This is a genomic window from Candidatus Palauibacter irciniicola (assembly GCF_965208695.1).
Taxonomy (GTDB): Bacteria; Gemmatimonadota; Gemmatimonadetes; order Palauibacterales; family Palauibacteraceae; genus Palauibacter; species Palauibacter irciniicola.
The window spans coordinates 2,457,216-2,473,182 of record NZ_OZ242352.1 but is presented as its reverse complement, the minus strand read 5'-3'; the positions used below and the strand labels follow the sequence as shown (position 1 = coordinate 2,473,182).

Here is a 15,967-nt window from a genome sequence, read left to right as displayed (position 1 = left end):
CCGTCGCCTTCAATCGCCGGTGTCGGCCACGCCGAGGCCTTCGCGCTCGGCGGCGTCGCAAAGGCGCTGATCGAGGCAAAGGAACAGCAGTGGGTCCGAGAGCTGCTCGTTCACCAGCAGGGCGGCGCCAAGGTGGCCGGCATCGGCGGCCCGGAGGGGGTGCCGCGCCAGCACCGCATTCGCCCGGACGCGGACGGCAAGCAGATCGATGATTTCGTCCCAGCCGGCGGCGAAGCCACGAAGGCGGTCGAGAGCCGTCCGCCGCTCCCCCCGGGTCAGCGTCCCTTCGCGCGTGCGCCTTTCGAGCGCTCGTGATCTCCGTCCGGGTCCAGGCCCAAGTCACGACGTGATCGTCGAGGAGCCACGCTCGAGGGCTCCCGGGTTCGGAGACGATCAGCGGGACAAGGGCCGACGCATCCCAATACCTCACAGCCGGTCGCCAAGGCTTGCGAAATGCGTCGACAGTTTCATGGGAGGATGGTCGAGAATCGATGCGGCCGATCCCGAGGGGGCCGGAGAAGACCATCGGCAATCAGCCGGTCGCGCACGGCGTCGTCGCCCCCCGGCCGGGCCGCGATCAACCTGGCGACCGGCACCCCGCGGTCGAGGATCTGAATCTCGCCGCCCCGCCGGACGTGGCGAAGGTAACGCGAGAGATTGGCCTTGAGAGATGAAATCGATACGGTAGTCATAAGTTCAGTCTAGTCTCGGCATAATGACCAATCAAGTCACAAGCTGGCTTCCGCGTTCCAAGGGGATGAGGAAGATCGAGAAGAGTCCCGAGCGACGGCGAGTGATCGTGATGGCGCATCGTCGCCTCCCAGCTTCGAGAAAGACGTTCCCGCGGGAACGCGTGGCTGTGTTCAGTCGGTGCGGTGCAGTTCCACGGGCTGGCCGTGCGGGGTGTGGCGGTAGGCGTCCGCCCACGCCTCCTTGCAATCGTCGAGAGCCGCGGAGGTGCTGAGCCGGCGGTCGACGACGAGCCGTTCGAGCGCGGCGACCCAGTGGTGGTAGTACCGGGAGCCGTCATCCGGTTCACCGCGGGCCTCCGCCTCGGCGAGTTCGTCGGCGAGCGTCCCGGCCCATTCCTTCCAGGTGAAGTGACCTTCCTCGGAGAGCTTCACCGCGAGCGCGAAGGCCTGCGCCTGCCACGGCGCCTCGAACACCGGGCCCTCCTCGTCCGCGGGCAGCGGAGGGAGTACGGCGAGACGTTCGGCGTCGACACGCTCGGCTCCGCCCCGTCCGGCGCTCGTCATCACGCCGGCTCCATGTAGTCTTCCCACAGGTCGACGTAGATCGCGTCGCCCGCGGCGGCCCGCTCGCCCCACAGTTCCCGCGCCTCGAAGCGCACCGAGTAGACGTGCTGCGGCCGGCGGTCGAGGGGACGCCGTCCCTCCTCGTCCGTGTCCTGCAGCGCGTAGACGCCGTAGTCCTCGACCACGGTACCCTGCCGCCCGCGGACGTAGCGCGGCTGCCGCGTGTGGCCGCGCGGGTGAAGGTTCCGCGCGCGCACCTGGTCGTTCGGCGCGAAGCGGGCGGGTACATCCATGTCGAGGAGCCCGGCGCCCGGCCCCCCGGTGTTCGAAGCCGGGAGCAGCTCCGGCTGCGGCGTCCCCGGATCCGGGTAGCCCGTCTCCAGTTCGGTCTCGGAGATCAGACCGCTCACGAGCAGCCGGGTCGTCATCATCCGGAACCAGCGCTCGTAGTAGGACATGCTGAGGTATTCGACGGGGGGGATGCTCTCGAGCGTGTAGCGGAAGGAGGGCCATTCGCGCCCCCGGCCCCACGGCCCGACCGCGCGCGTGAGCGCGTACACACGCCCTTCCCAGCGGTGGTGAAAGACGGGTTCGTTCTCCTCGGGCTCGATCGGGCCGAAGCCGTCCATGCCGCCCATGTCGTGGATGGTGTTCACCGGTCGCCTCCCGACGGCGCCTCGACCCGGGCCACGCCGATCATCGAATCGCGGCTGACGATCCCCGCCAACTCCTCCTCGGTCATGTCCTCGGTGCCGGCGGGCCGCTCCGGGAGCACGAGATAGCGGATCTCCGCGGTGCTGTCCCAGACGCGGACCTCGACATCCTCGGGCACGTCGAGGCCGAACTCGCTCAGCACGGCGCGCGGCTCGATCACCGCCCGCGCCCGGAAGGGGGCGGACTTGTACCACACGGGCGGCAGGCCCAGCGTCGGCCACGGGTAGCACGAGCACAGGGTGCAGACGACGAGGTTGTGCACCTCCGGCGTGTTCGCCACCACCTTCATGTGCTCGCCCTGGCCGCCGAGATAGCCGAGTTCGCCGATCGCCGCGGTCCCATCCGCGAGGAGCCGCTCGCGGTACGCGGGATCGACCCACGCGCGCGCGACCACCTCGGCTCCGTTCCGCGGGCCGATCCGGTTCTCGTACGTGTCCACGATCTGGTCCAGCGCCGCCGAGTCCACCATCCCCTTCTCCACGAGGACGGACTCGAGCGCCCGCACCCGGAGGGCGATGTCCGGCGGCACGTCCTGGTGGTCGTGATCGTGGTCGTGCCCGTGTCCGTGCCCGGTCTCGTGGGCGTGAGAGGACTCCGGCTGCTCTGCCATCAGCTTTCCCGGGGTGGCGAACGCGGCCGCACCCACCGCCGCGTCCCTGATGAATCCGCGCCGGTCGACCGGCCGCCCTTCAGATTCGTCCATACGCACTCCTTGCTGCGTTCATGGTGTTCACGGGCCGCCGCGTGGCGCAACCTGTCCGCCGTTTTGACGCGACGAGCCGCCGGGCGAGCGGGATTGCGCGGCCCGAGCCGTCCGCGCACCGTTCGGCGCATGACCGTCTCCTACGAGAACTCGAAGGCCGTCTTCGACGGGATCAAGGCCGCCGGCATCCGGAGCATCTCCGCCCTGCCGGAGACCTGGCTCGGTCTGCTCCTGCAGCGCGCCGAGGACGACCCCGAGGTCGATCTCATCCAGGTCGCCAAGGAGGAGGAGGCGGTCGGAGTCGCGGCCGGGGCGTACTTCGCCGGCGAGCCGCACATCCTGCTCATGCAGAACCACGGCTTCTTCGCGGCGATGAACGGGATCATCTCCCTCGCCCAGCTCTATTCCGTCCCGCTCTGCATGCTCATCGCGGTCCGGGGCCACTGGGGCGAGCCGTACCCGTGGCACACTCGTGGCGGGATCGTGACCGAGGGTTTGCTCCAGGCGCTCAACATCCCCTACCACCACGCGAGAGATCCGGCGCTCGTCGCGAAAGAGATCGCCGAGGCGTACACGCTGTCGCAGAGTTCGCTCTCGCCGGTCGCGCTGCTGCTGACGCGCGACCTCATGGAAGTCTGAGGGGGATGTAGACGGATGGAACGGGTGCACTGCCTCGAACTGATCTACCCCGAGATCGAGGACAAGCTGGTCGTCACGATCATGGGGGCGTGCGCCCAGGAGCTGTACGACCTCGGCCACCGCGAGAACTTCTTCTACCTGCAGCACGCGATGGGGCTCGCCTCGTCGATCGGTCTCGGCCTCGCGAACCATCTGCCGCACGAGAGGGTGATCGTGCTGGACGGGGACGGATCGGCGCTGATGAACCTCGGCACCTTCACCACACTCGCGCGCTACCGGCCCCGGAACCTCCTCCACATCATCTTCGACAACGGGAGCCTCCTCTCGACGGGCGGATTCGAGTCGCACACCACGTCGGGCGTCACGGATCTCGCGGCGATCGCGCGCGGGGCGGGGATCGAGCACGCGGTGGCCGTGGATTCGCCGATGGCGTTCGGGGAAGCGTTCGTCGAGGCGATGGAGCGGGACGACCTCGGCGTGATCGTGGCCCGGGTCGACGCCGTGGGTCCCGACAACTACGGGATGGACTTCGCCCTCCCCGAGAACGCCTTCCGCTTCAGGCGCTGCGTGCAGGAGCGCCGCGCCGCGACGGGCTGGGAGCCGCCCCCGCAGCCGGGACACGCAAGCGGCGCGTAGCCTTCACACCTGCCAGCGGTATTCTGCCGGGCGGGGCTAGCGCGTCTCCTCGGCGACCCGGGCGATGACCTCCCGTACCCGGTCGCGGAAGGTGTACGCCCGCTCCATGACCTCCGCTTCGTCGACGCTGAGCACCCGGCCGTCCCTGACGACGACGCGGCCGTTCACGAGGACGGTAGCGACATCGCTCCCTCGAGCCGCGTACACGAGGTGGGAATAGACGTTGTACAGGGGCGTGAGCCCGGCGCGCCGCGTGTCGAGCAGCACGATGTCGGCGCGCTTCCCCGGTTCGAGCGAGCCGATGCGGTCGTGGAGGTTCAGTACGCGGGCGCCCCCCATCGTCGCCATGCGGAAGACGGTCTCGGCGGGGAGCGCCGTCGGGTCGGCGTTCGTGAACTTGTGGAGCTTGGCGGCGGCGTCCATCTCGTCGAACAGGTCGAGGTCGTTGTTGCTTGCCGGTCCGTCGGTGCCCAGCCCGACGGGGACCCCGGCGGCGAGCAGTTCCACGACAGGCGCCGCCCGCGGGATCCCGAGTTTGAGGTTGCTCTGCGGGTTGTGTGAGACCCCGGCGCCCCCGGCTGCAATGCGTTCGATGTCCTCGTCCGAGAGGTAGATGGAGTGGGCGAGCACCGTCCCCGGGCGGAGCGCGCCGATGGACTCGAGCGCCTCCACCACGCCCATCCCGGTCCGTTCCGTCGCCGTCGCGAACTCGCTCGCATCTTCGGCCGTGTGGATCTGAAACGGCGCGCCGTGGTCGATGGCCAGCCGCAGCGCGGCGCGCGCATCGTCGAGGGACGTCGTGTACAGCGAGTGCGCCGCCGTTCCGGGAACCAGGGTGGGGTGGTCGCGATACGTTTCCATGAACTCGGCGGCGTCGGCCATCGTCGCCGCCGGCGAGGCGAAGTCGGGGGCGGGGAAGCCGATGACGTGCGGGCCCATGACGGCGCGGATGCCCGCATCGATGGCCGCACGCGCCGCGTCATCGCGGAAGTAGTACATGTCCGCGAACGTCGTCGTCCCGCTCTTCAGCATCTCGATGGAGGAGAGCAGCGTGCCCCAATAGACGAACTCGGGGTCGACCAGTTCGGCCTCGGCGGGGAAGATGTGCTCGTTCAGCCAGGTCATCAGCGGCATGTCGTCGGCGAGTCCCCGCAGGAGCGACATGGCGGCGTGGCCATGAGTGTTCACGAGTCCGGGGATCACGAGGTGCCCCGTCGCGTCGAGCACCGGCACGCCGGCGGGGCGGGGCGCTTCACCGTCGAGAACGGCGGAGATCCGGTCCCCCTCCACGAGCACCGCGCCCCCCTCGAGGACGGCGCCCGCGTCGTCCATCACGACGACCGTACCGCCATCGATCAGGAGCCGGCCGCCCCCCGAGGCTGTGTCGCCCGCATCGGAACCGGCCGTGCACGCAGAGAGGAGAACGCCGGCGAGGAGCAGCCCCCCGCCGGTTCCGGCGATGCTTCGTGTCGGCGCGAACCGCAACGGCTAGCGGTCTTGCGGCTGCGGGACGACGCGGATGTAGGGAAGGGGCTGCTCCCAGCCCTCCGGGAACCGCTTCCTCGCTTCCTCGTCGGTGACCGCCGGCGCGATGATCACGTCGTCGCCCTGCTCCCAGTTGGCCGGCGTGGCGAGCTGCTTTTCGGCCGTGAGCTGGCACGAATCGAGGAGCCGGAGGATCTCGGCGAAGTTGCGGCCCGTGCTCATCGGATAGGTGAGGGTGGCCTTGATCTTCTTGTCGGGGCCGATGACGAACACCGAACGCGCCGTGGCGTTGTCCATGGGTGTGCGGCCCTGGGACGTATCGCCGGCGTCGGCCGGCAGCATGTCGTACGCCTTGACGATCTCGAGCCTCGGGTCGCCGATCAGCGGGTAGCCGACGGCGTGCCCCTGCGACGCCTCGATGTCCTTCGACCAGGCCTCGTGGTCGCTCACCCCGTCGACGCTGATCCCGATGATCTTGCAGTTGCGCGCCGCGAATGCGTCCTGCAGCGCGGCCACCGCGCCGAGTTCCGTCGTACACACGGGCGTGAAGTCCTTCGGATGGGAGAAGAGGAGGGCCCACCCGTCCCCGATCCAGTCGTGGAAGCGGATTCGGCCCTGCGTCGTATCCGCCGTGAAATCCGGCGCCGTGTCGTTGATGCGAAGCGTCATGACTGCTCCCTGTTTCGAGGTGGTCGCCGGATAGTCGCTGCTGGCGACGAAGCCCATGATCGGCCCTTCCCGCCATGGTAACCACGTCGGCCTGTCGCCGACTATGGCCGAACTCGCCCGGATCGGCGCATGTTGCTCGGCGATGCGCTACCGAACCCGAGAAGCCGGAGACTCCGGAGGATCCCTGATGAAGATCGGACGCCGTGTCCTGTTGACGACCGCCGCCCTTACTGTTGCCATCGTCGCGACGGCGCGGGCGCACACGATGTACCTGAAGCTCGAGAGTTTCTTCCTGGAGCCGAACTCGACGAACGTCGTTGCGCTCTTCAACGGAGACTTCGACGAGAGCGAGAATCACATCACGCGCGACCGCATGCTCGACGTGAGCATCGTGGGACCGGATGGGGTCGTGCACCCGCCGACCGAGGCGTGGCGGGACACGGCGATGTTCCACTGGCACGCGGACAGCGTCGACACGGCGCTGCTGACCTTCGAGACGGGCTCGGCCGGGACCTACACGATCGGCGTGTCGACGGCGGCCCGCGTGATCCCGCTAACGGGGCCGGAGTTCAACGACTACCTGGTTCACGAGGGCCTCGTCGACGAGATCGCGCAGCGCGAGGCGGCCGGCAAGACGAACGACGACGCGGCCGAGCGCTACAGCAAACACGTGAAGGCGATCGTCCAGGTGGGCGACGAGCGGAGCGGCGAATGGGCGGAGGAGCTCGGCTATCCGGTCGAGATCATCCCGCTGCAGAACCCGTACGATCTCGTCGTGGGTGATGAGCTCCAGGTGCGGTTCCTCCGCGCAGGCGAGCCGGTCGAGAACGCACTCCTCTACGCGAACTACGAATTCAACCCCCACTCGCACGACGATACCGGTGCACACAACGAGGCGGTCGAGGTTCGCACGGACGGGGACGGCGTCGCGACGATCCCGCTCGTCGGCGGAGGACGCTGGTACATCCGGACGATTCACATGGTGGAGACGCCGTCGGAGCCTGACCTCGACTACGAGTCCAACTGGGCCACGCTCACGTTCCAGATCCGGGGCGGCTAGCCGGCGCTAGTAGCTAGTAGCCGCGCTCCCGGTTGACGACCGCGAGAAGCGGCTCGCCGGCCGCGAAACGGCGCAGATTCTCGCGGAAGAGGATCCACATCCGCTCCATGTGTTCATCGGAGTCGCCGCCGAGGTGCGGCGTGATGATCACGTTCGGCATCGACCAGAGGACGTGGTCCGGCGGGAGCGGCTCGGGGTCCACCACGTCCAGACCCGCGCCCGCGATCCGGCCCTCCCGCAGCGCGCGGACGAGCGCCCCCGTGTTCGTCGTCCGTCCGCGTCCCAGCGTGATGTAGAGCGCGGTCGGCCGCGTCAGTTCGAAGAAAGCGTCGTCGACGAGGCCTTCCGTTTCCGGAGTGAGCGGCAGGGCGTTCACGATGACGTCCGCCTCGGGAACGAGATCCGGCAGTTCCGACGCCAGCCCGACCTTCTCCACGAAGTCGGGCCCCTCCCGGCTGCTGTTCCGCGTGGCGATGACCCGCATGCCGATCCCGTGCGCGATGCGGGCGGTTTCCGTCCCGATCCCGCCGAGGCCGATGACGAGCATCGTGCGGCCCCGGAGCTCGAGCAGTTCGCTCCCTTCGCCTCGGTAGGGAGAGGGCCCGGTCAGCGGCCGGATGTCCCAGCGCCGCTCGCGCTGCAGGTCGAGCGCCGTGTGGAACCGTCGCGCGAGCATGAGCGCCATGCCGAGCGCGTGCTCCGCGCCGCCGGGGGCGAAGATCCGCTGCGCGTTCGTGATGACGAGGTCCTCGGCGTCGGAGAGCCCGGAAAGCGCGAGGTAGCGTTCGACCCCCGCCGAGGCGAGCTGCACCCAGCGGAGCCGGTCGCCGGCGGCGAGGATGTCCGCGTTCAGCACGCCGAGGACCGCGTCGGCGTCGTGCGCCTCGGCCGCCGCGGCCTGCCCGTCTCCGACGACGACGAGGTCCACGCCCGGGGCGACCTCCGCGAGTTCGGCCGTGCGGCCGGGCCACAGATCGGCGACGACGACTTTCACGGGCGGCTCCCAGTCAGGCGAGGATCGATCGGGCGAGGGGCCCGGACGCAGGCCGAACACCCCGGCCGGGGCGCGCTCCGCTTCGGCCGCGCTCTCCGGCGGACGATCGGCAGCGCAGCCCGCCACCGCCAGCGCGGCGACGAGCGAACGCAGGCAACCCGGCGAGCGGGCTACGGATTCCCCCCCATCCGCTCCTGGTAGCGCGCGCCGCTCAACACGTTGAACATGGCGTAGTTCCCCTCGTGGCACGCGTACTCGTAGAGCAGATGGTCGAAGCGCTTGAAGGGGACCTGTCCGCCCCACGGGCTCGTGTACACCGCGGGATCGTCGATCGTGAACTCGTACAGCATCGTTTCCTCGTCCACGCGCGTGAAGCGCTCGACGACCTTCCGATCCTTCGAGGGCGGCACCCCCCGGAACGCGTGCTCGGGGTTCAGGTTCGTCGTCTCGACGACGAGCGTTCCGTCCTCCCACCAGCCGACCGAACTTCCGAACCACGGCGTGACGTGCTCCGGCTCGGGCCGGCTCTCGAGCTGCTCCCGCGGGTCGCGGATGGGGATGATCCGCGCGTCGTGCACCATCTCGGCCATGATCACGATGAAGTCTTCGTTCTGCGCGATCGTGTAGCTGTTGTTGTACCAGTAGTTGGGGAGCATCGGCGGCCCGGCGCTCGATCCGAACGATACGATGCACCGTTCCGCGAGCGGCCGAAGCTCGGGGTGGTCGTACTGGCCGAATCGGCCGCGGAACTCCGCCGCCGCCTCCAGCCGCCGACGCGCCTCCGGCGTCAGGTCCGGGACCCGTCCATCCGGCGGGTCGGTGACGAGAGAACTGCGCGGCTCGCCGTTCACGATCGCCACGCGTTCGCCCGGCTCGCGGTAGAACTCGTCGTAGCAGGTCGTGGCCCCGTCGATGCAGACCCGGTGCTCACCGCCCGGCGGCAGGGGTCGGTCCGGGTCGACGGGAGCCGTCCGTTCGGCGACGGTCTGCGCCTGGCCACCCTCTACGGCGGCGACTTCGTCCGGGCTCAGCACGGGTCCCTGGCCTTCCGGACGTTCGAATGGGGTCAGCGTCTGGTTGGTCCAGTTTCCCTGGAGATCGGGATGGCCGTGCGCCGTAAGGGGGGGCTCCCAGTCGCCGGCCGTGGTCTGCGTGCGGGCCGCGTCGGGCTGAAGGAGTACCGCGGCGGCAGCAGCGAGTCCGAGGACGCCGATCGCGACGTAGGTGAAGGGGCGCGCGGCGGGTCGGTCCACGTTCATCGTTCCTCCTCGGTGCCGGCATCGGAATCGACCGCATCGGCAATCTGCGCTTCGCGAGCTTCGGGCGCGAGACGTGGAACGCGAAAGGGCCCGGAAGACCGGGCCCTTTCGAAGAGCTGTCCGCTGGGTTGGAGAGCGGGACTCAGAGACCTCCGCCGCCGCGCCGCCGCGCCGTCCGTCCCGTCGAGCTCCCCCCGCTCGACCGGCCTCCCGAGGTGCCGATCGACGCCGTCCCCCGCGAAGACCCGGTCGGACGCGTTCCGATTCTGGAGGTTCCGCTGCTGTAGCCGCGTCCGCTGATCACCCGGCCGCCGCTGTTCGCGGGCTGCGTACGGATGATCGTCGGTCCGTACCCATAACCGTAGCCGTAGCCGTACCCGAAGGGCGAGTAGCCGCCAAAACCGAAGGGCGAGTAGCCGTAACCGTAACGGTAGCCGAAGCGGCCGTAGTAGGGATAACCCCAGCCGTAACCCCCGTAGAACGGGTCGTAGTAACCGGCCGTGCCAAGCCACGGCTGTCCGCCGCCGTCGCCGCCCGTGGACACCGCGAAGCGCTCCGGGTAGCTCCGTGCGATCATCATGTCGATGACCCCTTCGGACACGCCGGCATCGGCGAGTTGGACGAGCCGGTCGGCGTCGACCGCGAGAGGCGTCTCGTGTTCGACGATCCAGGCCTCCACGGCCTCGGGATCCACGTGAGCCTGCGCCTCGATGATGTCGCCGACCGAATACCGTCCGGATGCCGCGAGTCGCAACGAGCGCACGGCCATGCTCCGGTCGGCCGCGATCTCACCCAGGCCGACGGCCTCGGCCTGGCTCTGCGTGGCCAGCCGGTATCGCGTCACCCACGTCATCTTCTCGCCGCCGACGGTGACGACCCGTGCGTCGATCCAGGAGTCGGACGAGATCATCGCGAACATCCCGCTCGACGATCGGTCGACGCCGCCCTCGCAGACCTGGTCCATATCCATGAACACCCGGCCCGGGCGCGAGGCGAAGACCGCGCGCCGCGATCCGCTGCAGCCCTCCAGGGTCGCCTCGCGGGGCTGTCCATCCGCCCGCACGACTTCCCGGGACGCGATCTCGCCGTCTTCGACCGCGATCATCTCGACGCCGGCCTCGTCGGCACTGGGCCGGAAGCAGAGCAGCGTTTCGGGCGCGTCCGCGCTCGTGGAAGTACGAACAGGCTGCCAGCAACCCATCCAGGCGAGCCAGCGTTCGTCCATCTCCTGCGCCGCCGCGGTCGCCAGCGGCCCGGCCGCGAGCATCATCCCGGCCGCCACGAAAAGAGCGGAGCCGATTCCAGCAGTTCGCTGTTTCGTCATGTGACCATACCTCGAGGTTTACAGCCGTACCGAAAAGCCGAACGCGGCACGGAGTCCGTTCAGGTCGATCCTGTCGAACCCGATGAAGTGTCCGCCCATATCCGCGCTGGCCCAAGAATAACGTGCTTCGGCGGTCAGAATCCACCGCAGCCCGAGCGAGTAGTCGAATCCGGCCGTCACGTAGGCGAGCGAGGATCCGGCTCTGGACGAGAAGTAGTCGTGGAAGATGTCCAGCGTTTCGTAGTCGACGAATTCGCCCTCCTGCTCGAATTCGTACCACATGAAGCCGACGCCGCCTCCGACGAAGGGAGCGAGCTTGCCCGGAATCCAGGCGAGATCGCTGATCCGCCGTCCCCGCTCCGTGAGGTAGGCCTTCAGGCCGACCGTGAACGGGATGCGGCGAAAATCCGTCGTCTGCAGGATCGGCAGGTCGTCCGTGCCGATGAATTCGCGCGACTCGGAGTCGATTTCGCTGTTCTCGAACCCGATGCCCAGCGCAAGATCGATGCGGTCGGAGAGCCGGATGCCGAGGTCGGCGGCGAGCGCCACCGCGTTGAAGTCCTCCTTGTCGACCGTCAGTTCCCTGCGCGTTAAATCGAAGATCTCGCTGTCCGCGCGTGGTATCGCGTACCCGATTCGGACGCCGAGCGTGGCGGCAGGACGCCCGAAGAGAAAGTCCTGCGCCGCGAGCGCTTCGGCCGCCCAGGTTCCCCCGACGACGGCGAGGACGGCCGCCACCGAGGACTGTCTGAATCGGTACTTCACGTTGCCTCCTTCAAGCCAACCGGGTTGTCCGTCTGCCACTCCTAACACGAAGCAATCCCCGGACGGGTCACATCCCGCTAGCGGCTTCTCACGACGACCGGCGTCTGCTGCTGGACCTCGCCGCCGTCCGAGTCCCGCGCCGTGACCGTGATCGTCGTACTCCCCACCGTCACGCCGACCACCGTGAGCGTGCTGCCCGACACCGCGCCCACCGCGACAAGCGTGTTGCCGGTCGTGACGCTATACGTCAGGTCGTCGCCCTCCGGATCGCTGAAGTACTGCGACAGGTTCAACTGGCTTACCTGGCCCGTGGTCAGGCTCAGCGCCGGGAGCGCCTGGGCCGCGACCGGCGGCTGGTTCGGCACCGTGATCAGGAAGTTCTGCACGGCTTCGCCGCCGGCCTGATCGCGGGCGAAGATCAACCCGGCCGCCTGGCCGGTCCCGACCCCGACCACGGTCATCGTGCTGCCCGAGACGGAGACGCCGGCCACGAGCGCGTTCGATGTGCCCGCGCCGTACACCAGCGGGTCGCCGTCCGGATCCTGGAAGAAGCCCGACACGTCCACCATGACATGGTCGCCGGCCGCCACGGCCAGCGGCGGCACGGCACCGACCGCGACCGGTGCTTCGTTCGCGGGCACGGGCTCCATCGTGTCCTCGCTCTCGATGCATGCCCCCGCGACGAGGACGGACAGCGCCACGGCGATGCAGACGCCCGCGCGTCCGGAATTCAGATGTTCACGCAGCATTTTCTGTTTCTTCCTTAGGCTCTTGAGAAAGGTTCAGCCCGTCCGGCCCGAGTGGCCGTCAGGGCAGGGCCAGCGCCGCAAGCCCATCGGTCAGCTGAATGATCACGTACTGCTTGCCCTCGTGGACCCAGCTCGACATCCCGTAGCGCGTGTTGCCGGGCAACTCCACCTGCCCCACGCGCTCGCCGGTCCGCTTGTCGATCGCGAACAGGTGCGGCGTGCCATCGGTCGTCTGTCCAGACGCAAGAAGGAGCGTCGGAGTTGCAACCATGGCGGAATGGCCGCGCCGGCCCTGGTTCGGATTCACGTCCACTCCCTGCAGCATCGGATGGTCGCGGATCACCGCCTGCTGCCGCTCGGGCGCATCGCCGTGCGGAATCATCCACAGGTGTTCGCCCGTGTTCACGTCGATCGCCGTGATCCGCCCCACCGGCCCCTTCCAGATCCTCAGCCCCTCGATGGTCGCCTGGTCCGCCGTGCTCTCCGTCACGACGCCGATCGCGCGGGAGAATTCGGAGTGGGTGACGCCCGTCTGGTCCGGCCCGTCGAGTTCGGATTCGATCCCCGGCGCCACCATGACCGGCGAGCATCCGCTGGTCGACGTGACGAAGACGATCCCGTTCACGGGGTCCGCGACGGGCGGCCCGGTGATGTTCGCGCCCCCGCCCCCGCCGGGGCAGATGAGCGCCGCGCCCTCGCCGTCCGGGTTCCCGACGTGCGTGGGCGGGTTGAACAGCGGCACGAAGAGGTCGTTATCACGCGCGTACTCGAGCGCCATGTCGCGCAGTTCGGGCGTGTAGTCGATGAGGTCCTGCTCGGTGCGGCCCTGCAGGTCGTAGGGCAGGGGCCACGTCGGGTGCGGCTGCGTTTCGGCGAGCTTCTCGCCCGGCACCTTCGACTGCGGGACCGGTCGGTCCTCGATGGGCCAGATCGGCTCGCCCGTCTCGCGGTCGAGCGCGTACAGCCACGACTGCTTCGTCGCCTGGAAGACGCCCTTGATCGGTCGGCCGTCCACGACGACGTCCATCAGAATCGGGGCGGTCGGCGTGTCGTAGTTCCAGATGTCGTGTCGCACGAACTGGAAGTGCCAGCGGCGCTCTCCCGTCTCCACGTCGAGCGCGACGATGCTCGTGCCGAAGAGGTTGTCGCCGGGGTGGAAACCGCCGTAGTAGTCGATCGTGGCGCCGTTCGTCACGAGATAGACGAGTCCGAGTTCCGGGTCCGCCGAGAGCGGCGCCCACGGGGACACGTCACCCGTCCACTGCCAGGCGTCGTTCTCCCACGTCTCGTGCCCGAACTCGCCCGGCCGCGGGATGATGTGGAACTTCCACTTGAACTCGCCGGTGCGCGCGTCATAGGCCAGAATATCGCCCGGGACCATCTCCTTCCGGGTCTGGTTGTACCCCTGCTCCGCGGAGTTGCCGACGACGACCACATCGTTCACGACGATGGGAGGGGACGACGCGGTGATGTAGCCGATCTCGAGCGGCATCCCCTGATCCGGATCGTATTCCTGGTTGAGGTCCTCCCACGGTCCCCAGCCCTCGATGAGGTCCGCCACCAGGTCCACCGTCCCCGAGGATGGGAATCCCGGCAGCGGCACCGCCTCGCCCCAGTTCTCGAGCGGCCGTCCCGTCTCGGCGTCGAGCGCGTAGAGGAAGAACCCGGGACTGATGATGTAGACGACCCCGCGGCCCCCGACCTCGGCGTAGGCGACGCCCTTCCCGTAGGCCTTCCGCATCGAGTACTCGTGCCGCCAGGTCATGGGTTCGGCGAAGCTCCACAGGAGCCGTCCCGTGGTGGGGTCGAGGGCGATGACGTGACGGTTCTCGCCCGTGACCGTCATCAGCTTCCCGTCGACGTAGGACGGCGTGGCCCGCGCCGTGCTCGGCCCGAAGCTCGAAGCGTCCCAGCGCCACGCGACCTCGAGGCTCTCGAAATTGGAGGCGTCGATCTGCGTCGCCGGCGTGTAGCGGGTGTGCCAGGCGTCGCCCCCGTAGTAGGTCCACGCGGCTCCCTCCACGCCCGGGCCCTGCGCCGCGACGGGGGCGCCCGCGATGGCTCCGAAGAGAAGGGGGAGAAGAAGGGCGCTGCTCGGCCGCCAGCTCCAGTGGTTCTTCATCATCCGTCCGCTCTCGCTGTTCTCTCTTCCGAAGTTCGCCGTCCGGTGTACGGCAAGGATAACACTCCATCGTGGACGCGCGTTTCCCGGGACGCAACGTCTCCTTGCACGCAGGCGATGTTTCTTCGCACTGTATCAGGGCGTTAAAGAGGAGTCGCCGGAAGCAGCGGCGGAGCCGTTCCATCTGGAGGAGGTTGCCTCATGCGTGGATCGCATCGTCACTCGAGCCATGCCTGGTCGCATGCAGCGGCCCTCGCCGTCTTCATCGTGCCCCTTGCCCTGGGTCTCACGTTCCGGGATCTCGCCGGACAGGGCCCGGCCGCGAACGGTGCCGGAGGGTCCGAGGCGGATGTCACGTTCTCGAAGGACGTCGCACCGATCCTCCAGGCGAACTGCCAGAACTGCCACCGGCCGGGATCCGTGGGTCCGATGCCGCTCCTCGAATACCGGGACACGCGCCGCTGGGCGTCTCGCATGAAGGAGCTGGTCTCGAAGCGGCTCATGCCCCCGTTCCACCTCGACACGGGCGTCGGCATCCAGGACATCAAGGATGACTGGCGGCTGAGCGAGGAGGACATCGGGACGATCGTCGCCTGGGCCGACGCCGGGGCGCCCGAAGGGGATCCGGCCGACATGCCGCCCCCGATCGAGTGGCCGAACGAGCAGAAGTGGCAGCTCGAGGACATCCTCGGCCCGCCCGATCACGTGATCAAGTCGAAGCCGTTCGATGTCCCGGCCGAGGGCGGAGACACCTGGTGGCGGCCGCAGGTGCCGACGGGACTCGAGGAGGACCGCTGGGTGATGGCGTTCGAGACGCGTCCCTCCTTCCCCGCCGGGCGTCAGGTCGTGCACCACGCGATCCCCCGTCTCCTGAGACTCAATGAAGAAGGGGAGTACCAGCGAATCCAGAGCCTGTCCGAGTACGCGATGGGCAAGGTCGGGGAGATCGTGCCCACGGATGCGGGTCGGCTCCTGAAGGTGAACGACAGGATCGAGTGGGACGCCCACTACTATCCCATGGGATACGACGTGCCCGGCGACCAGGTCGAACTCGGGATCTGGTTCCACGAGGAGGGCTACGAGCCCGAGTTCCAGCAGGACCTGCGACTCTACCCTCTCAGGGGAGACATCGCGCTGGCGCCGGGAGGGACCGCGATGACACAGGGGTTCTACCGGTGGGACCACCCCGTGAGGCTCGACAGCTTCCAACCGCACGGGCATGTGCACCTGCACGCGATGTCGATCCAGGCGCTCTACCCCGACGGCAGGCTCGAACTCATCAGCATGGTCACGGACTTCGACGCTCGCTGGCATCACAGCTACATCTACGAGGATGACGTGGCGCCGCTGCTCCCGCCCGGGACGGTGCTCGTCATGACCGGGTGGTACGACAACACGGCGGAGAACGAACTGACCCCCGATCCGGAGATCTGGTACGCGCGCGGCGCGCGCACGGGGGATGAGATGTCGCACGCGTGGCTCGCCGTGACGCACCTCACGGAGGAAGGCTACCAGCGGCTCGTCGAGGAGCGGGAGAAGAAACTCGCGACCGACGACGACGCCGGCGACAGCAGCAACGACGACAACTGAGC

The 15,967-nt window shown here is 68.5% G+C and carries 17 protein-coding genes; 4 read left to right on the top strand and 13 right to left on the bottom strand.

Going from position 1 to position 15,967, the window contains the following annotated elements; all coding sequences use genetic code 11:
* Window positions 1–9: 9 nt before the first annotated feature.
* The 5 genes from ACOGI9_RS10745 to nthA form a co-directional block, all read right to left on the bottom strand.
* Entirely contained in the window at window positions 10–174 is a 165-nt protein-coding gene (locus ACOGI9_RS10745; protein ID WP_419857129.1) for a hypothetical protein, read from the bottom strand.
* Between the two features lie 293 nt (window positions 175–467).
* Complete coding sequence (locus tag ACOGI9_RS10740; protein ID WP_419857128.1) at window positions 468–692, bottom strand: type II toxin-antitoxin system Phd/YefM family antitoxin; 225 nt, start codon at window positions 690–692, stop codon at window positions 468–470.
* Between the two features lie 171 nt (window positions 693–863).
* Window positions 864–1,256, bottom strand: coding sequence for a nitrile hydratase accessory protein (locus ACOGI9_RS10735; RefSeq protein ID WP_419857127.1), 393 nt, complete (start codon window positions 1,254–1,256; stop codon window positions 864–866).
* Window positions 1,256–1,912 carry a nitrile hydratase subunit beta gene (gene nthB / locus ACOGI9_RS10730; protein WP_419857126.1) on the bottom strand — a complete coding sequence of 219 codons (657 nt, stop codon included), beginning with the start codon at window positions 1,910–1,912 and terminating at the stop codon, window positions 1,256–1,258. The genes ACOGI9_RS10735 and nthB overlap by 1 nt, the downstream gene beginning before the upstream one ends.
* Window positions 1,909–2,580 (bottom strand): nitrile hydratase subunit alpha, encoded by a 672-nt coding sequence (nthA, locus tag ACOGI9_RS10725; protein WP_419859278.1) that lies wholly within the window; start codon window positions 2,578–2,580, stop codon window positions 1,909–1,911. The genes nthB and nthA overlap by 4 nt, the downstream gene beginning before the upstream one ends.
* A gap of 222 nt (window positions 2,581–2,802) precedes the next feature.
* Between nthA and ACOGI9_RS10720 the strand changes: the two genes are divergently transcribed.
* A complete protein-coding gene (locus ACOGI9_RS10720) occupies window positions 2,803–3,312 on the top strand; it encodes a thiamine pyrophosphate-binding protein (RefSeq protein WP_419857125.1) in 510 nt (169 codons plus the stop codon).
* Between the two features lie 15 nt (window positions 3,313–3,327).
* Window positions 3,328–3,948, top strand: a complete 621-nt coding sequence (locus ACOGI9_RS10715) for a thiamine pyrophosphate-dependent enzyme (protein WP_419857124.1) — start codon at window positions 3,328–3,330, stop codon at window positions 3,946–3,948.
* A gap of 36 nt (window positions 3,949–3,984) precedes the next feature.
* Here ACOGI9_RS10715 and ACOGI9_RS10710 read toward each other — a convergent pair whose 3' ends face one another.
* Window positions 3,985–5,280, bottom strand: a complete 1,296-nt coding sequence (locus tag ACOGI9_RS10710) for an amidohydrolase family protein (RefSeq protein ID WP_419857123.1) — start codon at window positions 5,278–5,280, stop codon at window positions 3,985–3,987.
* Window positions 5,281–5,436: 156 nt separating this feature from the next.
* The gene (locus ACOGI9_RS10705) at window positions 5,437–6,102 is read right to left on the bottom strand and encodes a peroxiredoxin (RefSeq protein ID WP_419857122.1); all 666 of its coding nucleotides are present in this window, start codon (window positions 6,100–6,102) and stop codon (window positions 5,437–5,439) included.
* A gap of 187 nt (window positions 6,103–6,289) precedes the next feature.
* Between ACOGI9_RS10705 and ACOGI9_RS10700 the strand changes: the two genes are divergently transcribed.
* Complete coding sequence (locus tag ACOGI9_RS10700; RefSeq protein WP_419857121.1) at window positions 6,290–7,162, top strand: DUF4198 domain-containing protein; 873 nt, start codon at window positions 6,290–6,292, stop codon at window positions 7,160–7,162.
* Between the two features lie 13 nt (window positions 7,163–7,175).
* On the opposite strand, the gene ACOGI9_RS10695 is transcribed toward ACOGI9_RS10700, so the two are convergent.
* The 6 genes from ACOGI9_RS10695 to ACOGI9_RS10670 all read right to left on the bottom strand — a co-directional run bounded on the left by ACOGI9_RS10695 (window position 7,176) and on the right by ACOGI9_RS10670 (window position 14,375).
* Window positions 7,176–8,156 carry a D-2-hydroxyacid dehydrogenase gene (locus ACOGI9_RS10695; protein WP_419857120.1) on the bottom strand — a complete coding sequence of 327 codons (981 nt, stop codon included), beginning with the start codon at window positions 8,154–8,156 and terminating at the stop codon, window positions 7,176–7,178.
* Window positions 8,157–8,326: 170 nt separating this feature from the next.
* Window positions 8,327–9,415: a hypothetical protein gene (locus tag ACOGI9_RS10690; protein ID WP_419857119.1), complete on the bottom strand. Its 1,089-nt coding sequence runs from the start codon at window positions 9,413–9,415 to the stop codon at window positions 8,327–8,329.
* Window positions 9,416–9,557: 142 nt separating this feature from the next.
* On the bottom strand, window positions 9,558–10,739 hold the full coding sequence (locus tag ACOGI9_RS10685; RefSeq protein ID WP_419857118.1) for a hypothetical protein: 1,182 nt from the start codon (window positions 10,737–10,739) through the stop codon (window positions 9,558–9,560).
* An 18-nt stretch (window positions 10,740–10,757) separates the two neighbouring features.
* Window positions 10,758–11,504, bottom strand: coding sequence for a hypothetical protein (locus tag ACOGI9_RS10680; RefSeq protein ID WP_419857117.1), 747 nt, complete (start codon window positions 11,502–11,504; stop codon window positions 10,758–10,760).
* Window positions 11,505–11,581: 77 nt separating this feature from the next.
* Window positions 11,582–12,253, bottom strand: coding sequence for a hypothetical protein (locus ACOGI9_RS10675; RefSeq protein WP_419857116.1), 672 nt, complete (start codon window positions 12,251–12,253; stop codon window positions 11,582–11,584).
* Window positions 12,254–12,311: 58 nt separating this feature from the next.
* Entirely contained in the window at window positions 12,312–14,375 is a 2,064-nt protein-coding gene (locus tag ACOGI9_RS10670; RefSeq protein ID WP_419857115.1) for a PQQ-binding-like beta-propeller repeat protein, read from the bottom strand.
* A gap of 201 nt (window positions 14,376–14,576) precedes the next feature.
* Between ACOGI9_RS10670 and ACOGI9_RS10665 the strand changes: the two genes are divergently transcribed.
* Entirely contained in the window at window positions 14,577–15,965 is a 1,389-nt protein-coding gene (locus ACOGI9_RS10665; RefSeq protein ID WP_419857114.1) for a c-type cytochrome, read from the top strand.
* Window positions 15,966–15,967 lie beyond the last annotated feature (2 nt).